This is a genomic window from Natranaerobius thermophilus JW/NM-WN-LF (assembly GCF_000020005.1).
Taxonomy (GTDB): Bacteria; Bacillota; Natranaerobiia; order Natranaerobiales; family Natranaerobiaceae; genus Natranaerobius; species Natranaerobius thermophilus.
This window is the reverse complement of sequence record NC_010718.1, coordinates 12501-36073: the sequence shown is the minus strand read 5'-3', so window position 1 is coordinate 36073 and position 23573 is coordinate 12501. Positions and strand designations below refer to the sequence as shown.

The 23573-nt window shown below is 39.3% G+C and carries 15 protein-coding genes, 5 tRNA genes, 2 rRNA genes, 1 other RNA gene and 1 other annotated feature; all 23 genes read right to left on the bottom strand.

Annotated features, from left to right (window positions below; translation table 11 throughout):
* Positions 1-2 precede the first annotated feature (2 nt).
* The 23 genes from NTHER_RS00165 to NTHER_RS00060 all read right to left on the bottom strand — a co-directional run bounded on the left by NTHER_RS00165 (position 3) and on the right by NTHER_RS00060 (position 23568).
* Positions 3-731 (bottom strand): thiamine pyrophosphate-dependent enzyme, encoded by a 729-nt coding sequence (locus tag NTHER_RS00165; protein ID WP_041367238.1) that lies wholly within the window; start codon positions 729-731, stop codon positions 3-5.
* Positions 732-779: 48 nt separating this feature from the next.
* Positions 780-1862 carry a transketolase C-terminal domain-containing protein gene (locus NTHER_RS00160; RefSeq protein ID WP_012446512.1) on the bottom strand — a complete coding sequence of 361 codons (1083 nt, stop codon included), beginning with the start codon at positions 1860-1862 and terminating at the stop codon, positions 780-782.
* Between the two features lie 131 nt (positions 1863-1993).
* Entirely contained in the window at positions 1994-5521 is a 3528-nt protein-coding gene (gene nifJ, locus NTHER_RS00155; RefSeq protein WP_012446511.1) for a pyruvate:ferredoxin (flavodoxin) oxidoreductase, read from the bottom strand.
* A gap of 70 nt (positions 5522-5591) precedes the next feature.
* Positions 5592-6248, bottom strand: a complete 657-nt coding sequence (locus NTHER_RS00150) for a hypothetical protein (RefSeq protein ID WP_012446510.1) — start codon at positions 6246-6248, stop codon at positions 5592-5594.
* Positions 6249-6453: 205 nt separating this feature from the next.
* Entirely contained in the window at positions 6454-6735 is a 282-nt protein-coding gene (locus NTHER_RS00145) for a pro-sigmaK processing inhibitor BofA family protein (protein WP_012446509.1), read from the bottom strand.
* Positions 6736-6789: 54 nt separating this feature from the next.
* A complete protein-coding gene (locus tag NTHER_RS00140; protein WP_012446508.1) occupies positions 6790-7110 on the bottom strand; it encodes a DUF2508 family protein in 321 nt (106 codons plus the stop codon).
* Between the two features lie 185 nt (positions 7111-7295).
* Positions 7296-7895 (bottom strand): recombination mediator RecR, encoded by a 600-nt coding sequence (recR, locus tag NTHER_RS00135; RefSeq protein WP_012446507.1) that lies wholly within the window; start codon positions 7893-7895, stop codon positions 7296-7298.
* Entirely contained in the window at positions 7896-8213 is a 318-nt protein-coding gene (locus NTHER_RS00130; RefSeq protein ID WP_012446506.1) for a YbaB/EbfC family nucleoid-associated protein, read from the bottom strand.
* 17 nt (positions 8214-8230) lie between these two features.
* A complete protein-coding gene (gene dnaX / locus NTHER_RS00125) occupies positions 8231-10000 on the bottom strand; it encodes a DNA polymerase III subunit gamma/tau (RefSeq protein WP_012446505.1) in 1770 nt (589 codons plus the stop codon).
* 167 nt (positions 10001-10167) lie between these two features.
* Positions 10168-10433, bottom strand: an RNA gene (gene ffs / locus NTHER_RS15515) — signal recognition particle sRNA large type.
* Between the two features lie 52 nt (positions 10434-10485).
* Positions 10486-10581 (bottom strand) — tRNA-Ser (locus NTHER_RS00120).
* A gap of 78 nt (positions 10582-10659) precedes the next feature.
* Positions 10660-10751, bottom strand: a tRNA-Ser gene (locus NTHER_RS00115).
* Positions 10752-10811: 60 nt separating this feature from the next.
* Positions 10812-11288 carry a tRNA adenosine(34) deaminase TadA gene (gene tadA, locus NTHER_RS00110; protein ID WP_012446504.1) on the bottom strand — a complete coding sequence of 159 codons (477 nt, stop codon included), beginning with the start codon at positions 11286-11288 and terminating at the stop codon, positions 10812-10814.
* Between the two features lie 164 nt (positions 11289-11452).
* A tRNA-Arg gene (locus NTHER_RS00105) sits at positions 11453-11530 on the bottom strand.
* A gap of 22 nt (positions 11531-11552) precedes the next feature.
* Positions 11553-11648, bottom strand: a tRNA-Ser gene (locus NTHER_RS00100).
* 9 nt (positions 11649-11657) lie between these two features.
* Positions 11658-11749 (bottom strand) — tRNA-Ser (locus NTHER_RS00095).
* Positions 11750-11835: 86 nt separating this feature from the next.
* A complete protein-coding gene (gene serS, locus NTHER_RS00090; RefSeq protein ID WP_012446503.1) occupies positions 11836-13104 on the bottom strand; it encodes a serine--tRNA ligase in 1269 nt (422 codons plus the stop codon).
* A 62-nt stretch (positions 13105-13166) separates the two neighbouring features.
* Positions 13167-13375: a binding site (T-box leader), on the bottom strand.
* Between the two features lie 307 nt (positions 13376-13682).
* On the bottom strand, positions 13683-14570 hold the full coding sequence (pdxS, locus tag NTHER_RS00085) for a pyridoxal 5'-phosphate synthase lyase subunit PdxS (RefSeq protein WP_012446502.1): 888 nt from the start codon (positions 14568-14570) through the stop codon (positions 13683-13685).
* A gap of 81 nt (positions 14571-14651) precedes the next feature.
* On the bottom strand, positions 14652-15749 hold the full coding sequence (locus NTHER_RS00080) for a D-alanine--D-alanine ligase family protein (RefSeq protein WP_012446501.1): 1098 nt from the start codon (positions 15747-15749) through the stop codon (positions 14652-14654).
* 246 nt (positions 15750-15995) lie between these two features.
* Positions 15996-18074, bottom strand: a complete 2079-nt coding sequence (fusA, locus tag NTHER_RS00075) for an elongation factor G (protein ID WP_012446500.1) — start codon at positions 18072-18074, stop codon at positions 15996-15998.
* A gap of 204 nt (positions 18075-18278) precedes the next feature.
* Positions 18279-19877 carry a putative polysaccharide biosynthesis protein gene (locus tag NTHER_RS00070; protein ID WP_158438182.1) on the bottom strand — a complete coding sequence of 533 codons (1599 nt, stop codon included), beginning with the start codon at positions 19875-19877 and terminating at the stop codon, positions 18279-18281.
* Between the two features lie 318 nt (positions 19878-20195).
* A 5S ribosomal RNA gene (rrf, locus tag NTHER_RS00065) occupies positions 20196-20312 on the bottom strand.
* A 125-nt stretch (positions 20313-20437) separates the two neighbouring features.
* Positions 20438-23568, bottom strand: a 23S ribosomal RNA gene (locus NTHER_RS00060).
* Between the last annotated feature and the right edge of the window lie 5 nt (positions 23569-23573).

Here is a 23573-nt window from a genome sequence, read left to right as displayed (position 1 = left end):
GCTTAACCCTCCTTTTTCGGTGTCAAAAATTCTCCAACTTCAAAGTACTTACTCATATCATTTTCTACGAAATCCCATGTTTGAGTTGCATTAGTTCTCCAGTTAGTAGGACATGATGCTAAAGCTTCTACGAAGGAAAAACCATTACCTTCCAATTGGTTAGTTAGTGCATTTTTGATATATTTTTTCAGATTTCGCAGGTTCGAAATGCTTCCTCTTGCCACATAGGCACCGTCCTGACATATTGCTGACAGCATTTCAGGCCCTTTAGTTGGATTTCCAGTTTCTTGGACATCCCTACCGTAAGGAGAAGTTTCAGTCTTCATATCTGGTAAAGTTGTGGGAGCCATTTGTCCCCCGGTCATGCCGTAGTTAGCATTATTAACCAAGATTATTGTAACTAATTCATTTCGAGTAGCTGAATTTAACAAGTGCTGGGAACCGATAGCGTAACCTCCACCATCTCCCATGTAGGCAATCCCTACCATCTCGGGGCGAACTCTCTTAATCCCTGTGATTACTGGAGTAGTTCTTCCGTGATGAGTTTGAATTGAATCTACATTGAAAAAGTCCCAGGCTAATAGAGAACATCCGATATCACAGCCAAATACTGTATTACCCTGAATATCTAATTCGTCAATCACTTCCCCCAATGCCTTTAAAACTAAGCCATGTCCGCATCCAGGACAAAATTTATGGGGTTTTGTTTCTTTACACCAAGATTTTGGCATACTAGGTTGTAGTTCAGTCAATGGAGAACCTCCTTCCAAATAGTTGGTTTAGTATGACTTAACTCTTTCAACAATCTCTTCCGCTGTAACTCCCATTCCTGGTTTATACAGAGTGTCCATCTCAATAGTTTCACCGTATAAAGCATCAGTAACTTGACGCTTAAACTGCCCATGGGCAGACTCAATAACTAATAGCTTGTCAGGCTTAGCTACAGCTTGTCTAAGTTCTTGCTCTGGGAAAGGTCTTAAAGTAATCGGTCTAAATGCTCCAGCTTTAATACCTTGTTCCCTTAAAATGTCGACAGCAGCTTGGCAAGCTCTGTTAACTACACCATGACCTGTTAGAAGTACCTCAGCATCATCGGTTTTATACTCTTCGTATTCTACCACTTCAGGTGCAATTTCTTCATAAGCTTTGGCTAAGTCCATAACTACTTCATAAAGTTCGTCTTCTGTATTATAGGTGTTTCTCAAGTGAGCAACTTCCCTGTCAATTCCAGGGACGCCTTCCATACCCACACTTGCTTCAGGTTTAATCAATTCAATTCCCTTTTCTTCTGGGTCGTACATTGTTAAAGGTTCTCTCATTTTTGCTTGATAACCATCTCCCAAGACAAAGGCAGGGAATCTGTATTTCCAAGCAGCGTTAAAGGATTTGATAGTATAGTCAAATAGTTCTTGATGGGTAGCAGTTGAATAAACTATTCTAAATCCTTCACCATTACCACCATAAGAGGTCATAGTAACCTCCTGTTGTGAATATATAACAGTGGCAGTTGAAGGCCCTCCTCTTTGAGTGATGGCCATTACCGTTGGTACCCTCATCATTTCAGCCATGGAAATGGCTTCTTGGAATAAGGTGTTTCCAGGCCCGGCAGTGGCTGAAAATCCTTTTTTACCAGCTAATACACCGCCAACAGTAGTAAAACCTGCAGAAATTTCGTCTTCCGTTTGTAAAAACTTTTTGTCGTACTGAGGCGCCAAACGAGTCCAGTAGTGCATAATTTCGTTTTGAGGTGTAATGGGATAACCGTACATGATATCGGCTTTTGCAGCTAATGCACCCCAGGCAACTACTTCGTTACCAGTCATAAACGCCTTTTGATCTCCCGTAATAGGTTTATCTGACAAAATGTCCACCTCCTGTAATTAATACTTGATTTAATAATCTGCTGAATTGCAGGTTATATAGCATACTGATGGGGACAGTGAATCCTGTCCCCATCAGGTATTGCCCTATTCTATACCTAGTTTAGACAGGGTTAAAACAACTTGTTTTCAGACAGTAACTCATAAGTTCTACGTTTCTGTTTAGCATCTTGTTCTAGTTGATCAAATAATTTTTCTGCTATCTCCGGGAATTCATTTGCTAATGCGGCATATCTCACTTCACCCATGAGAAAGTCTTTAAATGATTCTGTAGGTTCTTTGGAATCTAGAATAAAGGGATTCTCATTCTGCTCAGCCAGTTCCGGATTATATCTCCATAAATTCCAGTAACCGGAGTCCACTGCTTTTTTCATCTCTTCCATAGCCGCACCCATGCCAGATTTAATTCCATGGTTTATACATGGAGAATAGGCAATGATCAAAGATGGTCCCGGATAAGCTTCAGCCTCGTTAATAGCTTTTAAAGCTTGGTTCATATTAGCACCCATGGCAATTTGAGCAACATATACATGGCCATAAATGGCCTGCATCAAGCCCAAATCTTTTTTCTTGGTGTTTTTGCCAGAAGCAGCAAATTTAGCTATAGCAGCCATGGGGGTAGCTTTTGAAGACTGACCACCTGTGTTAGAATATACTTCTGTATCAAAGACCAGCATATTTAAATCTTCACCGGTGGCAAGAACATGGTCTAAACCACCATAACCTATATCATATGCCCAACCATCACCGCCAAAAATCCACTGGGATCTTTTGACCAGATAGTCTTTTCTATCTGCAATTTCCTTAACCACCGGATTATCTTCTTTCTCCAATAGGGGTAAGATTTCATCTCTAGCTTCTTTTGATCCAGCTCCACTATCCTTATTGGCAAGCCATTTTTTAAATGCCTCTTTTAATTCGGATGAAATATCTTGCTCCAATGCCTCTTCCATTAAGATTGCTAATTTTTCTCTAATTTTTTTATTTGCTAGCACCATACCATATCCAAATTCAGCATTATCCTCAAATAATGAACTGGCCCAGGCAGGCCCCCTGCCATTTTGATCTTTACAATAAGGGGTACTTGGAGCAGAGCCTCCCCATATTGAAGAGCAACCAGTGGCATTGGCAATTAACATTCTGTCACCAAATAATTGGGTGATTAATTTAGCATATGGGGTTTCCCCACATCCGGCACAAGCTCCGGAAAATTCAAGTAATGGTTGAGCAAACTGACTACCCTTAAGATTATTAACACTCATATAATTATCTTTAATGCTAACTTGATTGACTGCAAAGTCCCAGTTATAAGATTCTTTATCAGTTTGTTCCGGCCTAGGTTTCATTATTAGGGCCTTTTCTTTTGCCGGACAAACTTGTTCACAGTTACCACATCCAGCACAATCAAGTGGACTAACCTGAATTCTATACTGTAGTCCCGATAAAGCTTTACCAAGGGCTTTTTTAGTTTCAAAGTTTTCAGGTGCCTTGGAAAGTTCTGTTTCATCTAATAAGAACGGCCTGATTGCAGCATGGGGGCAAACTAAAGAACACTGATTACATTGAATACAGTTATCTTTTTGCCATTCAGGAACTTTAACTGCAATAGCCCTCTTTTCATAGGCAGCTGTCCCTTGAGGAAAAGTACCATCTTCACGGCCGGAAAATGTACTAACGGGCAGTTGATCTCCTTTATGTTTATTCATAGGTTCTGCCACATTTTTTACAAATTCGGGAATATCCTTATCTGCTGCTACTTCTTCTTTTTGTGCTGCATTTCGCCAACTGTCAGGTATTTCTACCTTTTGTAGGGCGTCAGCAGCTCTATCTACCGCTTCCCAGTTCATTTTAACTACTTTTTCACCCTTTTTGCCGTATGCATCTTCAATAGCTTCTTTCATGTATTTAACAGCATCTTCATAGGGAATAACTTCAGTCAGCTTGAAAAAAGCAGATTGCATAATCATATTAATTCGGCCACCAAGCCCTATTTCATCTGCTATATTAACGGCATTAATTATATAAAAATCTATATCATTTTCAGCTAGGTATCTCTTCATTTTAGCTGGTAATCTACTCTCTAATTCCTCAACAGACCAGGTGCAATTTAATAAGAAAGTTCCTCCTGGTTTCAATCCTTCTAACAAATCGAATTGATCTACATAAGTTTCTTTATGACAAGCTACATAATCGGCTTCGTCAATTAAATAGGTAGAGCGAATAGGCTTCTTACCAAATCTCAAGTGAGATACTGTAACCCCACCTGATTTTTTGGAATCATAGGAAAAATATCCTTGAGCATACATATCAGTTTTATCGCCAATTATTTTAATTGCTTCTTTATTAGCACCTACAGTTCCATCAGAGCCAAAACCCCAGAACTTACAGCGTGTTATACCCTCATCACTAGTATTAATGCTTTCTTTAACTGGCAAACTGGTATTGCTAACATCATCTTCTATTCCAACTGTGAAGCTGTCTTTAGGCTTGTCCTGCTTTAAATTATCAAAGACCGCTTTTAAATGAGAAGGATTAGTATCTTTTGAACCTAGACCATATCTTCCGCCTATAATCAAGGGAGATTTTTCGCTATTGTAAAACAATGTCTTAACATCTTCGTAAAGAGGTTCTCCCAGGGCACCAGGTTCTTTTGTGCGGTCTAGTACTGCTATTCTCTCAACAGATTTTGGTAACACTTCAAAGAAATATTTATCTGAGAAAGGTCTATAAAGTCGAACTTTGATAATACCAACTTTTTCACCTTGCGAATTCAAATAATCAACAGTTTCTTCCAAAGTTTCTGTGACTGAACCCATTGCAATAACAACTCGTTCGGCATCAGGATGTCCATAATAATTGAATGGTTTATAGTCTCTACCAGTTATCTCACTAATTTTGTTCATGTAATCGGCAACTATATCTGGAACTTGATTATAAAATGGATTAATTGATTCTCTTGCTTGGAAATAGATATCAGGATTCTGAGCAGAACCTCTAAGTACTGGGTTTTCAGGATTTAGAGCTCTGTCTCTAAATTCTTTAATAGCTTGATGATCAACCAAATCCTTCAGTACTTGATAATCAAGAGCCTCAATTTTTTGAATTTCATGAGAGGTCCTAAAACCATCAAAAAAGTGCACAAAGGGTACTCGAGACTTTATTGAAGCTAAATGGGCAATACCTCCTAAGTCCATTACTTCTTGAACACTACCTGAAGCTAAAAAAGCAAAACCAGTTTGACGTGCTGCCATCACATCTTGATGGTCTCCAAAAATTGAAAGCGCCTGTGCCGATAAAGCTCGAGCACTAACATGGAAAACGCCTGGTAGCAATTCTCCAGAAATTTTGTACATATTGGGTATCATTAACAGTAATCCTTGAGAGGCCGTATAGGTGGTTGTCAGTGCACCTGCAGCCAAAGAACCATGGACGGCTCCTGCGGCTCCTGCTTCAGACTGTAATTCTGTTACGAGTACTTCCTGATCAAAAATATTTTTCTTACCATACGCACTCCACTCGTCAACTTTTTCCGCCATGTCTGAAGAAGGAGTGATGGGATAAATTGCTGCTACATCAGTAAGTGCATAAGAAACATAAGATGCAGCAGTATTCCCATCCATAGTCTTCATGATTTTTTTCACAACTTTCACTCCTTACTTATAATTTTTAAGCAGTTAAAAAACTGCTTAGTTAACTGGAGTAAAAAGCCGGTTACCACATACTTTCTTCCATGTACCTCTCAATAGGCCATAACTCGTGACCCCAATCTAGTGTTTTAGCTTCTGATAGCATGGACTTTTCAATAGCTGTTGCTATAATAGGCAAATCAAGCTTGGAAGCTGCCTCTTCTACTTTTTCCTTACCCTCTATGATGGTTTCTAAATCTGTCATGGCTCCAAGATGAGTATTATGGACAATCCCATCAACTTTTCCCAGACTTTCTATATATGAGACTATTCTTTCGGGTTGAGAAGTCATGGGACGTGAAGTATTTATAACTACATATATTTTCAACTCTTTGTCCTCTAACGCACCTTCTATTAAGTTAAATATTTTAGCTCCGTGTACACCGTATCCTACATCTAAAATAATATCACCTGAACGTCTAAGTACCCAACGCATTTCAGGCTTTAACACTGAACCGGCTTCCCCTAAACCCATAGTTTCATGGGTTTCCCAGGCAACAACAGATAAGCCTTGTTCTTCTAACTTTCTTTTAATTGGTCGGAGAGTATAAAAAGGTTCTACTGTATCTAAATCAACAAGGGTGACTTCACGACCTTGTTTTTGTAAATCAAGGGCTCGATTGATTGCGTTTTCACTTTTCCCACTAGCATACTCCCCTATGAAAGCTTCTACATATCTCATTATTTATCAGCCCCTTAAGGTTGTCTATAAGTGCTGCCACTATCTCTGTAACTGTTGCATAACAAAGTACATTGAATATTATAACAGTTTAAGAAATAGCTGACTTGTCGGTTTAAAAATTATAACACCCTTCAAATTTTGAGTATAACAGAAGTCGCCTTAAAGAGCAATATATATCATAATTTAATTTGTATATCATATTTTATCACACTCCTCCAACTAGTAACATAGTAGCAACTAAAAGAATCATCCCCGGTAAACCCAAAAATCCTACAGTTAAAGCTGTAATTACATTTATAGCAATTTGAAAATCGAAGAAAATTCCAAAAGCTGTATTAACTAAAAACAAAACTACAGCACCCAAAACTATTCTTAAAAAAACCTTAAAAAAAATTTTTGCCGGCTGTAATATTAACCGAGCCAGTAAATAAACAAATAATAATCCAAAAATTAGTGACAACCAAAAGTTCAGCTCTCCCTCAAACAAAACACAGCCCTCCCCTTGCAATTAAAGTTGTACTTATATTATATGTACAACTTTTCAGGACAGGTTATTACTTTTTTTCAATTCTAATTTGCCCTCAACACCCATTTTTTTAGCTTGATTGATTAAGTATCTGTATTTACGCTCACTAGCTTTAATTAAATAAATTGCATGTTCAATTAAACCTGGATCAGTTACGCTATTAAAATATTTTTTAGCATTTTCTATTTCCTGTTCAGTTCGCTTTAACTCATTTAAAAGTTGATCCTCCCAAGTTAAATCTTCATTGCTTTCAATCAAATCAAAATGGTGATAGAGATAACAAAGATATGCTACAAGCTTATCTTTGTATTCTACAAAATTATTCAATTTACTCATAACCTTTCCCTCCTTGAAACTTTTCCCTTAACTGATAAAGTTTGTATTGAATATACTACCCTATTACCAAAACAGTTATTAAAAAAGTTGTATTATTGCATAATCCCATCAATTGAAAATTTACAGTATCAACAATTAAATATAACAGTTTCTAAAAAAAAAGAGTTGCAGGATGTTTGTACATCCTACAACTCTTTTCGTCCTTCAAAGGCTTGTTGTAATGTCATTTCATCAGCATATTCTAAATCTCCCCCCATAGGGAGTCCATAAGCTAATCGAGTAACTCTTACTCCTAATGGTTTGACAAGTTTATTTAAATACATAGCCGTAGCTTCACCTTCAACAGTAGGATCGGTAGCTACAACTAGTTCAGTAATTCCTTCTCCTTGGATCCGATCCATTAAAGCCTTCAAATTTAAATCATCAGGGCCAATACCTTCCATAGGAGAAATAACTCCTTGCAGCACATGATACTTTCCTTGAAAATCTTGAACTTTTTCAATTGCAGTCACATCTCTGGCATCTTGCACTACACAAATCAAATTACTATCACGACTTTCATCCTGACAAATTGTACAAGGATCTTTATCTGTTAAATTATTACAAGTGCTGCATTCAAAAACTTTGTCTCTAGAGTCCTGCAGGGCTGTAATTAAATGATTCACTTTGGTTTCGTCCATTGAAACAATATGAAATGCCAGTCGTTCTGCAGTTTTAGGTCCAATTCCGGGAAGATATGAAAGAGCTTCAATTAAGCGATTAATAGGTTTCGGATAATTAGACATTTAGAACATCCCCGGAGGTAGATCCATGCCTCCGGTTACTTTTTTCATTTCCTCACTAACCATTTCATCTACATTTTTCAAACCATCATTCACTGCTGCCATAATTAAATCTTCCAACATTTCACTGTCTTCAGGGTCAATTACATCAGGGTCTATGGAAATATCAACCACTTCTTTATGACCATTAACAGTTGCTTCTACGGCGCCACCACCTGCTGTGCCGGTTCTAGTCTGATCTTTTAATTCTTCTTGAACTTTTTGCATTTCACTTTGCATTTTTTGTACTTGTTTCATCATTTTTTGCATTTTACCGCCCATTTTCAAATCCCTCCTGCTTAAATTTGTTTATTATATATTTCAACCTTATCGGGGCCGAATTTTTGTTTAGCTATCCCCGTAAGGTCATCCATCTCTTCATTTTGGGAGTTACCTTTGTGATCATTTCCCTGTTTAGTATTTTGCTTAGATAGATCTGTTTCCTCAACAATTATACATTTAACCTTAATATCTCCAAAAAACTCACTTAATACCTCCTCTAGGAGGCCTTTTTCTTTTTGTTCCACCCGTTCCTTGTGTAGTTTATGCAGCTTTTTAAACCCTAGATACAGTGTATTTTCTTTAACATCCACCGGTTTCCCTTCAAAAACTAGTGCATGAGCAGTAACTTTTCTCTGTTTCAATTTTTCCAGCACTGCATCCCATTGCTCTGTAACTATTTTTAAATTCAAATCATTTTGTACTGTTGCCTCTTGTTGCTCTGTCATCTTATCTTTTTTTGTCTCTGATTGTTGAATATCGCTGTCTTCCCTAGATAGTTTACTACTATCATTATTCTTATTACTTTGGTCATCTGTTTGTTTTGGTAGAGAACTCTGATCCTGGAGCTTTGCATTCTCTTTATTCTCTGATTCGACTGACTCGATAGATGTTGTCTGTTGCACTTTTAGTGATTTATCATTTGTTTCTTCATTATTTTTTTGTTTTGTTTCCTTTTCTTTGTATTCTGCCTCAAAAGAAGTATTATATTTGTTAATTATTCGATAAAAAGCCATTTCAACAATTAATCTTCGATTTTGCGACCATTTCATTGCCTGTTGCTTTTCTGAAAGAAAATCTATCATAGAAATAAGTTCGTCCTTAGTAAAGTATTTATGAAGTTTTTTTACACTATCAACACTACCCCATAACAATTGATCAGATGGCCCTTTTAATTTAAATAACAATAAATCTCTTAAGTATACAATCAAATCATTTAAAAATTGGCCAAAATCTTTTCCACTATCCGAAAGCTGTTGGACTATGTTTAGAATTTGGGCTAAATCTCCCTCTTTCAAAGCCATTAATAAATCATAGAAGGTATCCTCGGAAACTGTACCAGTAACCTCAAGTACATGGTCCACTTTTAACTGCTCACCCGAGCCTAGAAATGATAACGACTGATCCAATAAGCTCAGGGCATCTCTCATACCGCCATCAGATTTTTTAGCAATTATTGAAAGACTCTCTTTAGTAGCTGATAAATTTTTACTATCTATAACATTTTGCAATTGTTTTTCAATTTTAGATGTAGAAAGCCTGTAAAAATCAAATCTTTGACATCTTGACAACACTGTCATGGGAAGTTTATGTGGTTCAGTAGTAGCTAAAATAAAAATAACATAATCTGGTGGTTCTTCTAAGGTTTTTAGTAGGGCATTAAAGGCTTCAGTAGTTAACATATGGACCTCATCGACAATATAGACTTTATAGTTTCCTTCAGAGGGTGAGTAAGCAACATGATCTCTAATTTCTCTGATTTCATCAATTCCCCTATTAGATGCTGCATCAATTTCCAAAATGTCCATAAAAGTCCCTCGATCGTGTTCAATACATCTTGAGCACTGGCCACAAGGCTCGTTATCCTGACTGTGATCGCAGTTTAAAGCCTTGGCGAATACTTTTGCAACACTAGTTTTTCCTGTTCCTCGTGGACCAGAAAATAAATAGGCATGGGATATACGACTCTGACTAATAGCGTTTTTAAGAGTAGTAACCACATGCTCCTGTCCTACCAAATCTCTAAAATATTTTGGACGCCATTGACGATAGAGGGCTTGATAATCCATAGTATCACAATCTCCTTTATTATTATCATAAACAAATCCAAAAAATTCTCATTTTATTATATCATATTATCACAAATTGTGATTAAATTTGAACAAAACAAAAAATCCCGGTCCCTTTTACCTGGGAATCCGGGTAGATTGCTATTATAATTATATATAATAAATGGCCGTGCACCCGACTTCGACCCACTCGGTCAAGCGTTACCCAAACAGTTAGCTCCGGCCAGGTGACCCTATGGCACCCGCAAATTCCCACTTACCGCTGCTTCCTTCCGGATCTGACGGGATTCATGGGTTTGCGTCGCATAGGACCCAGCCTTCAACACCACTTATTTGGGCCAGACCTTCACCGAGCCAGGCCTCAGCCCGGGAATTCGACCCTGCTATAGCGGATTGCAGGTACAGGGCACCGCTACCTCCCCGTCTAGCACGGCCAAGATTGGCCAATTATAGTTAACATAATATTATTTTGTAAGTAAAAATAATGGCGGAGAGAGAGGGATTTGAACCCTCGAGACGGGGATCTACCCGTCTACTCGCTTTCCAGGCGAGCGCCTTCGGCCAGACTCGGCCATCTCTCCGCGCTACTCTCCATTATAACTAATTTTATAAATTATGCAAGGTTAAATTTAATCCAATTTTAATTTTTTCTCTAATAGTGGCGGAGAGACTGGGATTTGAACCCAGGAAGCAGGCAACTGCTTACTCGATTTCGAGTCGAGCGCCTTAAGCCAGACTCGGCCATCTCTCCACCATTATTAGAGAAAAAACTAGTATCAAAATTTTAATAACAATCTGGTTATATTTAAAATTAATTCTTTTTTCTCTTTCTTAATTCGTGAAAAAATTGCTTAATAATATCTTTTGATTCTTCTTTGCAAATTCCTTCAACAATATCAACTTGATGATTGAGTTGGGGGTTTTGTAACAATTGTGATATTGATAATTCTCCCCATGCTTTTGGGTCTTCAGTTCCAAAAACCAGCTTGGTTATCCTAGATTGTAAAATCGCTCCTGCACACATAGGACAAGGTTCTATTGTCACATATAAGGTACAATCCAGTAAACGCCATCCACCTAGATAGTTACAAGCCGATTGGATTGCAATTATTTCAGCATGACTTGTTGCATCTTGACTAGTTTCTCTTTTATTGAAACCAGTTGCTATTAACTGTTCATCTTTTACAATAACTGCACCAATAGGAACTTCTCCCTTATTATATGCCAGTTTGGCTTGATCTATAGCTTGCTGCATCCAATATTTGTCTGTATTATTATGGCTAGGCATAATTAACTACCTCTATATATTTATTAAATATAATATCCAACTTATTTCCTAAGCAGTATATCACTTTACCATATTTAAAATGCAATGTAAAGTGTATTGATTGCCCTGGTTAAATTTAATAGAGACAAAAAATACCAGGCATCGGGCCTGGATTTTTATTACTATGGTGCGCCCGGGAGGATTTGAACCCCCGGCCTCCTGATTCGTAGTCAGTTGCTCTATCCAGACTGAGCTACGGGCGCATGTTTTTATATCTAAATTAAATGGCGGAGAGAGAGGGATTTGAACCCTCGAGACGGGGATTAACCCGTCTACTCGCTTAGCAGGCGAGCGCCTTCAGCCAAACTCGGCCATCTCTCCGCGTTTTTCTGGCGGAGGGGGAGGGATTCGAACCCCCGGCACTCGAAGAGTGTCACTGGATTTCAAGTCCAGCGCCTTCAGCCGGACTCGGCCACCCCTCCTGGGATATTTGTTTTTATACCAACTTCTCAAAGGACATTAAAAAGTATAACACAGGGACTTTTAACTGTCAAATCAATTTTAAAATTTATGAAATCACGTCTCGACCATTAAAGTAAGGCTTAAGCACTTCAGGAATTGTAACAGTTCCATCGGGATTTTGATAATTTTCCAATATAGCCGCTAGTGTTCTTCCAACAGCTAATCCAGATCCATTTAAAGTATGCACAAACCTGGCTTTTTCCCCTTCTTCTGGCCGATATCTTATATTAGCTCTCCTAGCTTGAAAATCTTCGAAATTACTACATGATGATATTTCTCTGTAAGTGTCGTAACTTGGTAGCCAAACCTCTAAGTCATACTTTTTAGCTGCAGCAAAACCTAAATCACCAGTACACATCAATGATATTTGATAAGGTAGTTCTAATAATTGTAACACTCTTTCCGCATTTGCCACAAGTGAATCAAGCTCTTGATATGATTTTTCTGGTTCTACAAATTTTACCATCTCTACCTTGTTGAATTGATGCTGTCTGATAAGACCTCGAGTATCCCGTCCATGGGCACCTGCTTCTTTTCGAAAACATGGTGTAAAAGCGACTAAATATCTAGGTAAAAAATCTCCAGGTAGAATCTCGTCACGATACAAATTGGTCAAAGTAACTTCAGCAGTGGGAATTAAAAAGTATTCCATATCTTCCAATTTATACATATCATCTTCAAATTTAGGAAGTTGCCCTGTGCCAGTCATTGAGTCCCTATTGGCAATAAAAGGAGGCATCATTTCTACATAACCATGTTCTGTTACATGTACATCAATCATGAAATCAATCAAGGCCCTTTCTAAACGAGCAGCATCACCTACATAATTTACAAATCTTGTACCAGTAACTTTGCCAGCTCTCTTAAAATCAAGTAAGTTCAGGTTTTCAGCCACCTCCCAATGAGGTTTAAAGTAATCCTTTTTAACTGGTTCACCAACCTGCTTGACTACTTGATTATCTTCGTCATCGTCCCCAACAGGCACATCTGGATTAGGTATATTAGGGATACATAATAGATGATAATTAAGTTGTTCATCAACTTTTTTCAGTTCATCGTCCATTTCTTTTACTTTATCAGATACCTCTTTCATTTCAGCAATTTTGTCTTGTGCATCGTGTCCCTCTTTTTTCAATTGACCTATTTCTTTGGAAACAGTATTACGCTTATTTTTTAATACTTCTAAATCTGTTAATATCTTCCTACGCTGTTCATCATATTTCAAAATTTCATCAACATGATCATCTTCACCTTTTTGGACACAAGCTTTCCTTGCCTCATCAGGATTGTTTCGAATATACTTGACATCTAGCATGATTATTCCCCCCTAATATGTATTATTGTCCAAGCAATTAGACAAAAAACCCTCGTCACCAAATTAGGGACGAGGGTCTGCTCGCGTTGCCACCCTAGTTGGGCAATGAGCCCCAACTCTAACCGGTTAACGCCCGGTAACGTAACTACTTACTACTTCGGATTCGGCAGTTCCCTCAGGGGTGGATTCATCAGCTGAAATTACCGGTTTTCAGCTACCACCGGCTCTCTGGAAATTTCATACTGATTACTGACCCCATCAACGGTTTTTATATATTCTTTTATTGCTATAGTCTTCCAAAATTCAGATTAGTTATTAATGAATTATACTAATTGTCCTTTAAAAAATCAAGAAATTAAAGACAGAAAATATTTATGAATTCTGGAACCATAGTTAATTTGATTGAAAGGATAGACTTAAGGCATAATCCTGTATATTATTTATGTTTTAATAGGATTGGATTCAATCCAACTATGAATGCATGTCCATGTGTTTTGTAATAGCACCTTGTATACAAATTAATCTAATTTTTATAAAATTTTCCTATCAATCTTCTAGTTCTTATACACTGTATCAATTTACCAGCCTCGATTTTGCATCCTTTCCTGTTCTTCCAGATCGGATACATTAATTCCTACCATCGCTTCACCCAATCCTGAAGAAACATCAGCCAACACATCATAATTATCGTAATTTAATGTTGCTTCTACAATAGATTTTGCTCTTTTTTCAGGATCACCTGATTTAAATATACCTGAACCTACAAAAACTCCATCGGCACCTAATTGCATCATCAAAGCTGCATCGGCAGGTGTAGCTACTCCACCAGCAGCGAAGTTAACTACAGGCAATCTTCCCTCTTCTTTAACTTGTTTAATAAGGTCATAAGGTGCTCCAATATTCTTAGCTTCAGTCATTAACTCATCATCAGGAAGATTTTGAACTTTTCTGATACCATCCATAACAGTTCTTATATGACGTACAGCCTCTACCACATTACCCGTTCCTGCTTCCCCTTTAGTTCTCATCATAGAAGCGCCTTCTCCAACACGGCGTAAGGCTTCTCCTAAATTCCTAGCACCACATACAAAAGGGACAGTGAATTTGTTTTTATCAATGTGATAATATTCATCGGCTGGGGTAAGCACTTCACTTTCGTCTATATAATCAACGCCTAAATTTTCCAAAATACGAGCTTCCACAAAATGACCAATTCGTGCCTTGGCCATAACTGGGATACTTACAGCATCCATGATCTTTTTAATAACCTCAGGATCTGCCATTCGTGCTACTCCACCACCAGCTCTTATATCTGCAGGCACTTTTTCTAAAGCCATCACTGCTACAGCTCCTGCTTTTTCAGCTATTTTAGCCTGTTCGGGAGTTGTAACATCCATGATAACTCCGCCTTTTTGCATTTGGGCCATACCTTTTTTTACTGTTTCTGTACCTTTTTCTATATTCATTAATAATCCCTCCTTTTCTATTCAACATTGATTTTACTACAATAGTTAGTCATTAACAAGATTGATATAAAGTTATTTTAGTTATGATTCCGAAAAATCAGTTGAATTCCTATCCTTTTCTTGCTGCCTTGCTAGTGCTAGATAAATCAAATCAGTTAATAGTTGAGAGTAGGATAGTCCCGATTCAGTCCATAGTTTAGGGTACATGCTAATTTCAGTAAAGCCAGGCATAGTATTGATTTCATTGATATAAACCTCTTCTTGATCTTCTAGGACAAAATAATCTACTCTAGATAATCCATAACAGTCTAATACTCTAAAAGCTTCAACTCCCATGTCTTCAATTTTAGTCTTAAGTGTTTCTGAGAGAGGTGCTGGGATAACTAGTTTGCTTTTATTATTAATATATTTTGCATTGTAGTCATAAAACTCATTTGCTGGGATTATCTCTCCTGGAACTGAAGTCTTAGGATTATCATTACCAAGGATACTTAATTCTATTTCTTTTCCTGGTATAAATTCTTCGGCTAAACATTTCATATCGTATTTAACAGCTAAATCAATACCTTGAATTAGTTCTTCTCTATTTTTAACTTTGGAAATTCCAACACTAGACCCTAAATTAGCAGGTTTAACAAAAATAGGATATGAAAGTTGTTTTTCTATGCTAAAAATAATTTCATCCCGATCTTGTTCCCATTCACTTCTTTTGAATGAATAGTAATTAGCAACTTGTAATCCATGACGTCTTAATATTTTTTTCATCATGACTTTATCCATGGCCAAAGAAGATCCTAAAACTCCTGAACCCACATAAGGAATTCCACAAAGATCTAAAAAACCTTGAACAGTACCATCTTCTCCAAAAGTTCCGTGAAGCACTGGGAAAATCAGGTCAATCTCACTAATTTTTTCAAAGGGATCTAATTTCCAAAGAACTTTTTTGGATGGATCAGGTAGAATACTTACAGCATAATTTCCCTGATTTTTTATACCGGTTTCCAACTCTTCCAAGGGTGCTTCCCCTGAAATCCATTCTCCATTTTTACGAATTCCTATGGGAATCACTTCAAATAATTCTCTATCTAAAGCGTTCAAAATCGAATTCGCAGACTTTAGGCTAACTTCATGTTCTCCAGAACGTCCTCCAAAAAGTACTCCAACCCTTAACTTTTTCAAGCTAAAACACCTCCACTACCTAAAAACATAAATTTTGTCTCTTATGGTATTTAGTTTATGCAAAGTACGTTATTACATTTCTAGGTTCCTTAATTTCATCAATTGTTAATTTTATCCCAAATTAAAAACCGGGCAGGGGACTTCCCCACCCGGTCCCTACCAATTGTATTAAATTTTAATATAAGTCGATAACATGGTCAAATCAAATTTGATTGCTAATAACTTCCAAAATTTATTGGTTTTATTTTATGCTTCCTTCTCTGCAGTAGTCTCTTCAATGATCTCATCTCTAACATCATCAGGTACTCGCTCGTAATGGCTAAATACAGAAGTGAATGTCCCTCTACCCTGAGCCATAGATCTCAAGTCAATTGCGTACCTTAACATCTCTGCTTGGGGTACATAAGCTTTTATTATTTGATAATCACCATCAGGGTCCATTCCCTGGATTTTACCCCGTTTACTATTTATATCACCCATAATATCTCCCATGAATTTTTCTGGAACTCTTACTTCTACTTCCATTACTGGCTCTAAAAGTACTGGTTGAGCATTCTGCATTCCTTTTTTGAATGCGTTGGCACCTGCAACTTTGAAGGCCATTTCAGAAGAATCAACACTGTGGTGAGAACCATCGTATAGGTTAGCTTTAATATCAATCACAGGATATCCTGCCAAAACTCCTGTCTCCATAGCCTCAAATATTCCTTTTTCTACAGCCGGAATATATGTTTTGGGAATTACTCCGCCAACAATATTGTTTTCAAACTGAAAACCTTCCCCTTCTTGTAAGGGTGAAAATTCAATAAACACATGGCCATATTGCCCTCTTCCACCTGATTGTTTTTTATATTTTTCTTCAGCATTAACTGTTTTAGTAATTGTTTCTTTGTAGGGAACCTTGGGAGTTTTCAACTCTACATCTACTCCGTACTTTTTCTTCATTTTCTCAATTATTATTTCAAGCTGCAATTCTCCCATTCCAGAAATTAGTGTTTCTTTAGTTTCGTCATTCTTCTCTAAATTTAAAATTGGATCTTCTTCTAAAAATTTAGACAAACTTGTACCGACTTTTTCTTCGTCACCTTTATCTTGTGTGACAACAGCAAAAGAAATGACCGGATCTGGGAATTCAACTTCTGGTAGCTTAACTGGTTTTTCAGAATCTGATAGTGTATCCCCTGTAGCAGTTTTCTGTAATTTACTAACTGCAGCTATATCTCCAACAGAAACAGTATTCACTGGGATTTGTTCTTTTCCTTTTAAATAATACAACTTACCAATTCTTTCAGAGGTTTTATTATTAGAATTATATGCTTCTTTGTCGTCAGAAAGTTGGCCAGAATATACTCTGAAATAATTCAGTCTACCCACATAGGGGTCTGCCACGGTTTTAAAGACAAATGCACTGAAGGGTCCCTCTTCAGATGGATTTATCTTAACTTCCTCCTCAGTCTCAGGATTAAAACCTTGATAATTTAAATCAACCGGACTAGGAATATAGTATTTAAGGCAATCCATCAACTGAGTTACACCAATATTCTGAATTGCTGAGCCACAAAGGACGGGAATAAGTTCTCCTTCTTTTGTAAATTGTTTCACTCCATTGATGACCTCATCTTCTGTTAAAGATTCGCCCTCTAAATATTTTTCTAGCATTTCATCATCACATTCTGCCACAGCTTCCATTAGCATTTCCCGAAAATTATCTGCTTCTTCTTGATATTCTGAAGGAATCTCTTCTTCGCTAAACTCCTTGCCATCTCCTTTATGGTAATTAGCTTTCATCGTGACTAAATTAATTACACCTTCAAAGGAATCTTCACTTCCGATTGGTATCATAACGGGAACAACTTGATCCCCAAAATTTTCCCTTAATTGTTCTAAAGTCCTATTAAAGCTGGCATTTTCTCTTTCCATTTTATTTATAAATACCACTCTTGGTAGGTCATTTTCATCAGCATAATGCCATACTTGTTCTGTCCCAACTTGCACACCAGAAGCAGCACAAACTACTATTAAAGCTCCATCTACGATACGCAAAGAACTTTTCACATCGCCAATGAAGTCAAAATATCCCGGGGTATCCACTAAATTGAGCTTATGACCTTTCCACTCACAAGGGGCCACTGAAGTATTGATGGTAATACCTCGATCTACTTCTTCTTTATCAAAATCTGTAGTAGTAGTACCATCTTCTACATTACCTAGTCGATCAATGGAGTTGGAAGAGTACAGTAGAGCTTCGGTTAAGGATGTCTTGCCCGCACCACCATGAGAACATAATCCCACATTTCTAATTTGATCCGGTTGATAACTCTTCATGTGAAAATTCCTCCTTTGTAGCTTTTTATTTAACTTTTCTAAAATTTAATTTTAATAATTTTTTCACTAATTTTCGTAAAAAATACTGACAACTAGAGGTTTAAAATTCCATGCTTTCAATGTATTCGCTTAGTCTATTTTAAAATCCTTCTGAAAAAGTTAAATAATTTTCTGATAAATTTTAATTTCCTGGGAAATAACCAATCAGTCTTTAATATAAGGAGAAATTTTAGGGCCTAATTTGGGAATTAATTGTATTTCATTTTTTTTAATTACTTTGAAGCTGATTCCCAATAAAATATAAAATAAAGCCCCTGCCATTATAGCAAGTAATGCTGCCAATCTTATTCCTATTAAATCTAAAGTTAAAATCTGAGTTGAAAAGGCTATGATACCCATAAATAGACTCAATATTGCTGGTTTTAAAATATCCTGTACCAGAGATATCTTTATCCCTGTTATTTTGATGATATAAAAGAGATTAAACATACTAGAAACTGCATAAGAAATTAAAGTTCCTATAGCTGCACCATTGACATTTAAATAAGGAACAGCTGTTAACCAGTAAGTTAAAATAGCTTTCAAAAATGTACCTATGATTAAATTTTTAACAGGTATCATGGGTTTATTTAACCCTTGTAAAACTCCTGTTGTTGCAAATTTTAATAGTAAAAAAATTACTGATGGTGATAAATAGCGTAAGGGAGTAGCTGCCTCTGGATCATTTGGAAAAATTAATAATATAATTGGGGTAGCTAAGACAAATAAACCAAAAAAAGAAGGAAAACCGATTAATAAAGAAAAACGGATTGCTAACCTAACTCGACCTTTTAACTGGTCATAATTTTGTTTTGTTACTGTTTCAGAAATCCCAGGTACTAGGCTCATGGAAAGAGCCATTCCCATAGTTCCTGGAAACATGGTCAGTGGTGCAGCATATTGTGTTAAGTAGGCAAATTTACTAGTGGCTTCGCCTTGAGTAAAACCAATTTCCATAAGTCGATTAACTACCAAACTGGCATCTATCAAATTCATAATTGGCATGATCATATTTCCAATTATAATTGGAAAAGCCAATACCATAATTTGTATTGCAGTTTGTTGAATTCTAGAAATACTAATACTTGAATTATTAATTTGTCTTTTCACTATATCCTTGGAATTGAAATATTGCCAGATTAAGTATCCCAATCCTGTTAAAGCTCCAACAACATTTCCAAAAACTGCACCTGCAGCAGAGTAGATTTTGCCATAAGGAATTAATAAATAAGCAAAGAAAAGAATCCCAAAGACACGGACAAACTGCTCCAATAACTGACTCACAGCAGTATAAGTCATTACTAGATGTCCTTGAAAATACCCTCTTAACGCTGACATAACAGAAACCAAGATTATTGCTGGTGAAACAGCCTTTAAACTGAGTTCAGCCCTATGATCTCCTGTAATTGCATGAGCAATTATAGTCGAGCCAAAATATAATACCGTAGTAAATATTAGTCCTGTAGTTAACAACAATAATAGAGCAACTTTAAATGTGTCATTAGCCGCCACATAATGACCTTGAGATAATTCATTACTAATTATTTTGGAAATAGCTACAGGAATTCCGGCCATAGATAGTGTTAATAGAACCGTATAAACTGCGTAAGCCATGCCATATAACCCCATGGCTTCAGTACCAATTATATTGGGCAATATAAGCCTGTATACCAATCCAAATATTTTCGCTATTACCATTCCAGAGCCTAGTACTATTGTCCCCTTAGCCAGTGAGTCTTTTTCCATGACAGTAAATCCTTTCAATTATTTTCTAAATAATATTATCTTAGTATTTTCCACAATTTTTAACTTCACTATTATAATTCACCTCATCATTACTTCTCATTTTTATAATATCCACAACTAAATATAATAGCACCTTATGTTAAAACTCAAATTTTAAGTAATGCGACTAAACTATTTAATTTAAATCATATATTTTATATTAATTTATCCACTGATCTATCCCATGGGACTGTGGATAAAATTCTAATAATCTAAGTATATTGTATATTTGTATCAAACATAAAAAAAAAGCAGTTTATTAAAACTGCTATCCTATAAAAAACAACATATAAAAAAGCCCGGCGAAGACCTACTCTCCCAGGAGCTCACGCTCCCAGTACCATAGGCGCTGGAGGACTTAACTACTGTGTTCGGCATGGGAACAGGTGTGGCCCCTCCGCAATTTTCACCGGGCTTACTTTAGACTTTAATCAAATTTAAAATTTTAATCTCAAGCTTAAGTAAATATTCCAGTTGTAAACCTAGAACTATTTATTTAAACTTAAGTTTGTTCTTTGAAGACTGCACATTGAGAATAGAGGGTCAAGGCCTCGACCTATTAGTACCGGTCAGCTAAAGGGATTGCTCCCCTTACACCCCCGGCCTATCGACCAGATCATCTATCTGGGGTCTTACCCTGGACGAGCGCCAGGCTGGAGACCTCATCTTGTGGAGGGCTTCGCGCTTAGATGCCTTCAGCGCTTATCCCGTCCGGACGTGGCTACCCAGCGGTGCCCTTGGCAGGACAACTGGTACACCAGGGGTCCGTCCGTCCCGGTCCTCTCGTACTAGGGACGGCTCCACTCAAGTCTCCTACGCCCGCGACAGATAGGGACCGAACTGTCTCACGACGTTCTGAACCCAGCTCACGTACCGCTTTAATGGGCGAACAGCCCAACCCTTGGGACCTACTTCAGCCCCAGGATGCGATGAGCCGACATCGAGGTGCCAAACCTCCCCGTCGATGTGGACTCTTGGGGGAGATAAGCCTGTTATCCCCGGGGTAGCTTTTATCCGTTGAGCGACGGCCCTTCCACACGGAACCGCCGGATCACTAAGCCCTACTTTCGTACCTGCTCGAGATGTCTCTCTCGCAGTCAAGCTCCCTTGTGCCTTTGCACTCTGCGCGCGATTTCCAACCGCGCTGAGGGAACCTTTGGGCGCCTCCGTTACTCTTTGGGAGGCGACCGCCCCAGTCAAACTGCCCACCTGACACTGTCCCGGAACCGGATTACGGTTCGCGGTTAGAATTTCAGTACTGGAAGGGTGGTATCCCACGGATGGCTCCACCGAGGCTTGCGCCCCGGCTTCTACGCCTCCCACCTATCCTGTACATCCAATACCAAAACCCAATGTCAGGCTGCAGTAAAGCTCCACGGGGTCTTTCCGTCTAGTCGCGGGTAACCTGCATCTTCACAGGTATTTCAATTTCACCGGGTCCCTTGTTGAGACAGCGCCCGAGTCGTTGCGTCTTTCGTGCGGGTCGGAACTTACCCGACAAGGAATTTCGCTACCTTAGGACCGTTATAGTTACGGCCGCCGTTTACTGGGGCTTAGGTTTGAAGCTTCGCCTTACGGCTAACTCCTCCCCTTAACCTTCCAGCACCGGGCAGACGTCAGCCCCTATACTTCGTCTTACGACTTAGCAGAGACCTGTGTTTTTGGTAAACAGTCGCTCGGGCCTCTTCACTGCGACCCCCTCGGGCTCATGTATAAACAATCACCCTAGCGGGGCACCCCTTCTCCCGAAGTTACGGGGCCTTTTTGCCGAGTTCCTTAACAAGGGTTCTCCCGGTCGCCTTGGGTTTCTCACCCTGCCCACCTGTGTCGGTTTACGGTACGGGCACCCAAGAACCTCGCTAGAGGCTTTTCCCGGCAGTGGGGGATCGGTGAGTTCGCTACTTCTAGTTTCACTCCCCATCGCGCCTCAGATCGTTACAGGGACGGATTTGCCTATCCCTGCTACCTCGGTCGCTTGGACGCGGATAACCAACACCGCGCTCAACCTACCCTACTGCGTCACCCCATCACTCAAACGGTTCTTAGGTGGTACTGGAATTTCCACCAGTTTCCCATCGCCTACGCCTTTCGGCCTCGGCTTAGGTCCCGACTTACCCTGAGCGGACAAGCCTTCCTCAGGAAACCTTGGGCTTTCGGCGGACAGGTTTCTCACCTGTCTCTCGTTACTCATGCCGGCATTCTCACTTCCCTACAGTCCACCGCACCTTCCGATGCGACTTCTACCCGTAGGGAACGCTCCCCTACCCTCGCGTGGCACTTAACCTAAGCCTCTAAATTTGGCTTTAGCTGGTTTGATTTGGTGGTTTTTTGCTTCGCTTACAACTATCAAAATCGCTCGCAAAACATCCACGAAATTTCTAGTGCTTTGCTTAACCTAAAAGATTAGGTTAAGTGCCACGCAAGCCATAGCTTCGGTGACAGGCTTGAGCCCCGGAAATTTTCGGCGCAGGATCGCTTGACCAGTGAGCTGTTACGCACTCTTTAAATGATGGCTGCTTCTAGGCCAACATCCTGGTTGTCTCTGCGATCCCACTTCCTTTTCCACTTAGCCTGTACTTGGGGACCTTAGCTGATGGTCTGGGCTGTTTCCCTCTCGACCATGAATCTTATCACCCATGGTCTGACTCCCGAGGTTTTAAATAGTGGCATTCGGAGTTTGACTGGGTTCGGTATCCGGATGGGGACCCTAGCCCAATCAGTGCTCTACCTCCACTATTCAACCCTCGAGGCTAGCCCTAAAGCTATTTCGGGGAGAACCAGATATCTCCGAGTTCGATTAGCATTTCACCTCTACCCACAGCTCATCCCCTGACTTTTCAACGTCAGTGGGTTCGGGCCTCCACTCGGTTTTACCCAAGCTTCACCCTGGCCATGGGTAGGTCACTCGGTTTCGGGTCTACGATCTAAAACTATGCGCCCTATTCAGACTCGGTTTCCCTACGGCTCCGGACCTGTGGCCCTTAACCTCGCTCTAGATCGTAACTCGCCGGCCCGTACTACAAAAAGTACGCGGTCACACCTTACGGTGCTTCCACTGATTGTAGGCATACGGTTTCAGGTTCTATTTCACTCCCCTCCCGGGGTGCTTTTCACCTTTCCCTCACGGTACTTGTGCACTATCGGTCGCCAGGGAGTATTTAGCCTTGGGAGGTGGTCCTCCCTGCTTCCCACAGGGTTCCTCGAGCCCCGTGGTACTCGGGTGAGTACCAGTAGCTTACAATTTACTTTCGCCTACGGGGCTTTCACCCTCTCTGGCCCGGCCTTCCAACCGGGTTCGGCTAGTAAACTGTAATACTACCTCCTTCCTGACTGAAGGATCGGTACTACCCTCAACCCCCGTGCAGCAACGCAGTCAGACTTCTACACTGCACAGGTTTGGGCTCTTTCCCGTTCGCTCGCCGCTACTTGGGAAATCGCTTTTGCTTTCTGTTCCTCCGGGTACTAAGATGTTTCAGTTCCCCGGGTGTCGCCCCGTATGGCTACTTAATTCACCATACGGTACCTGGGATTTGTCCCAGGTGGGTTCCCCCATTCGGAAATCCACGGGTCGTTGCCTGCTTACGGCTATCCGTGGCGTTTCGCCGCTGGCCGCGTCCTTCTTCGCCTCCTGGCGCCAAGGCATCCACCGTACGCCCTTATTACCTTGACCTCTCT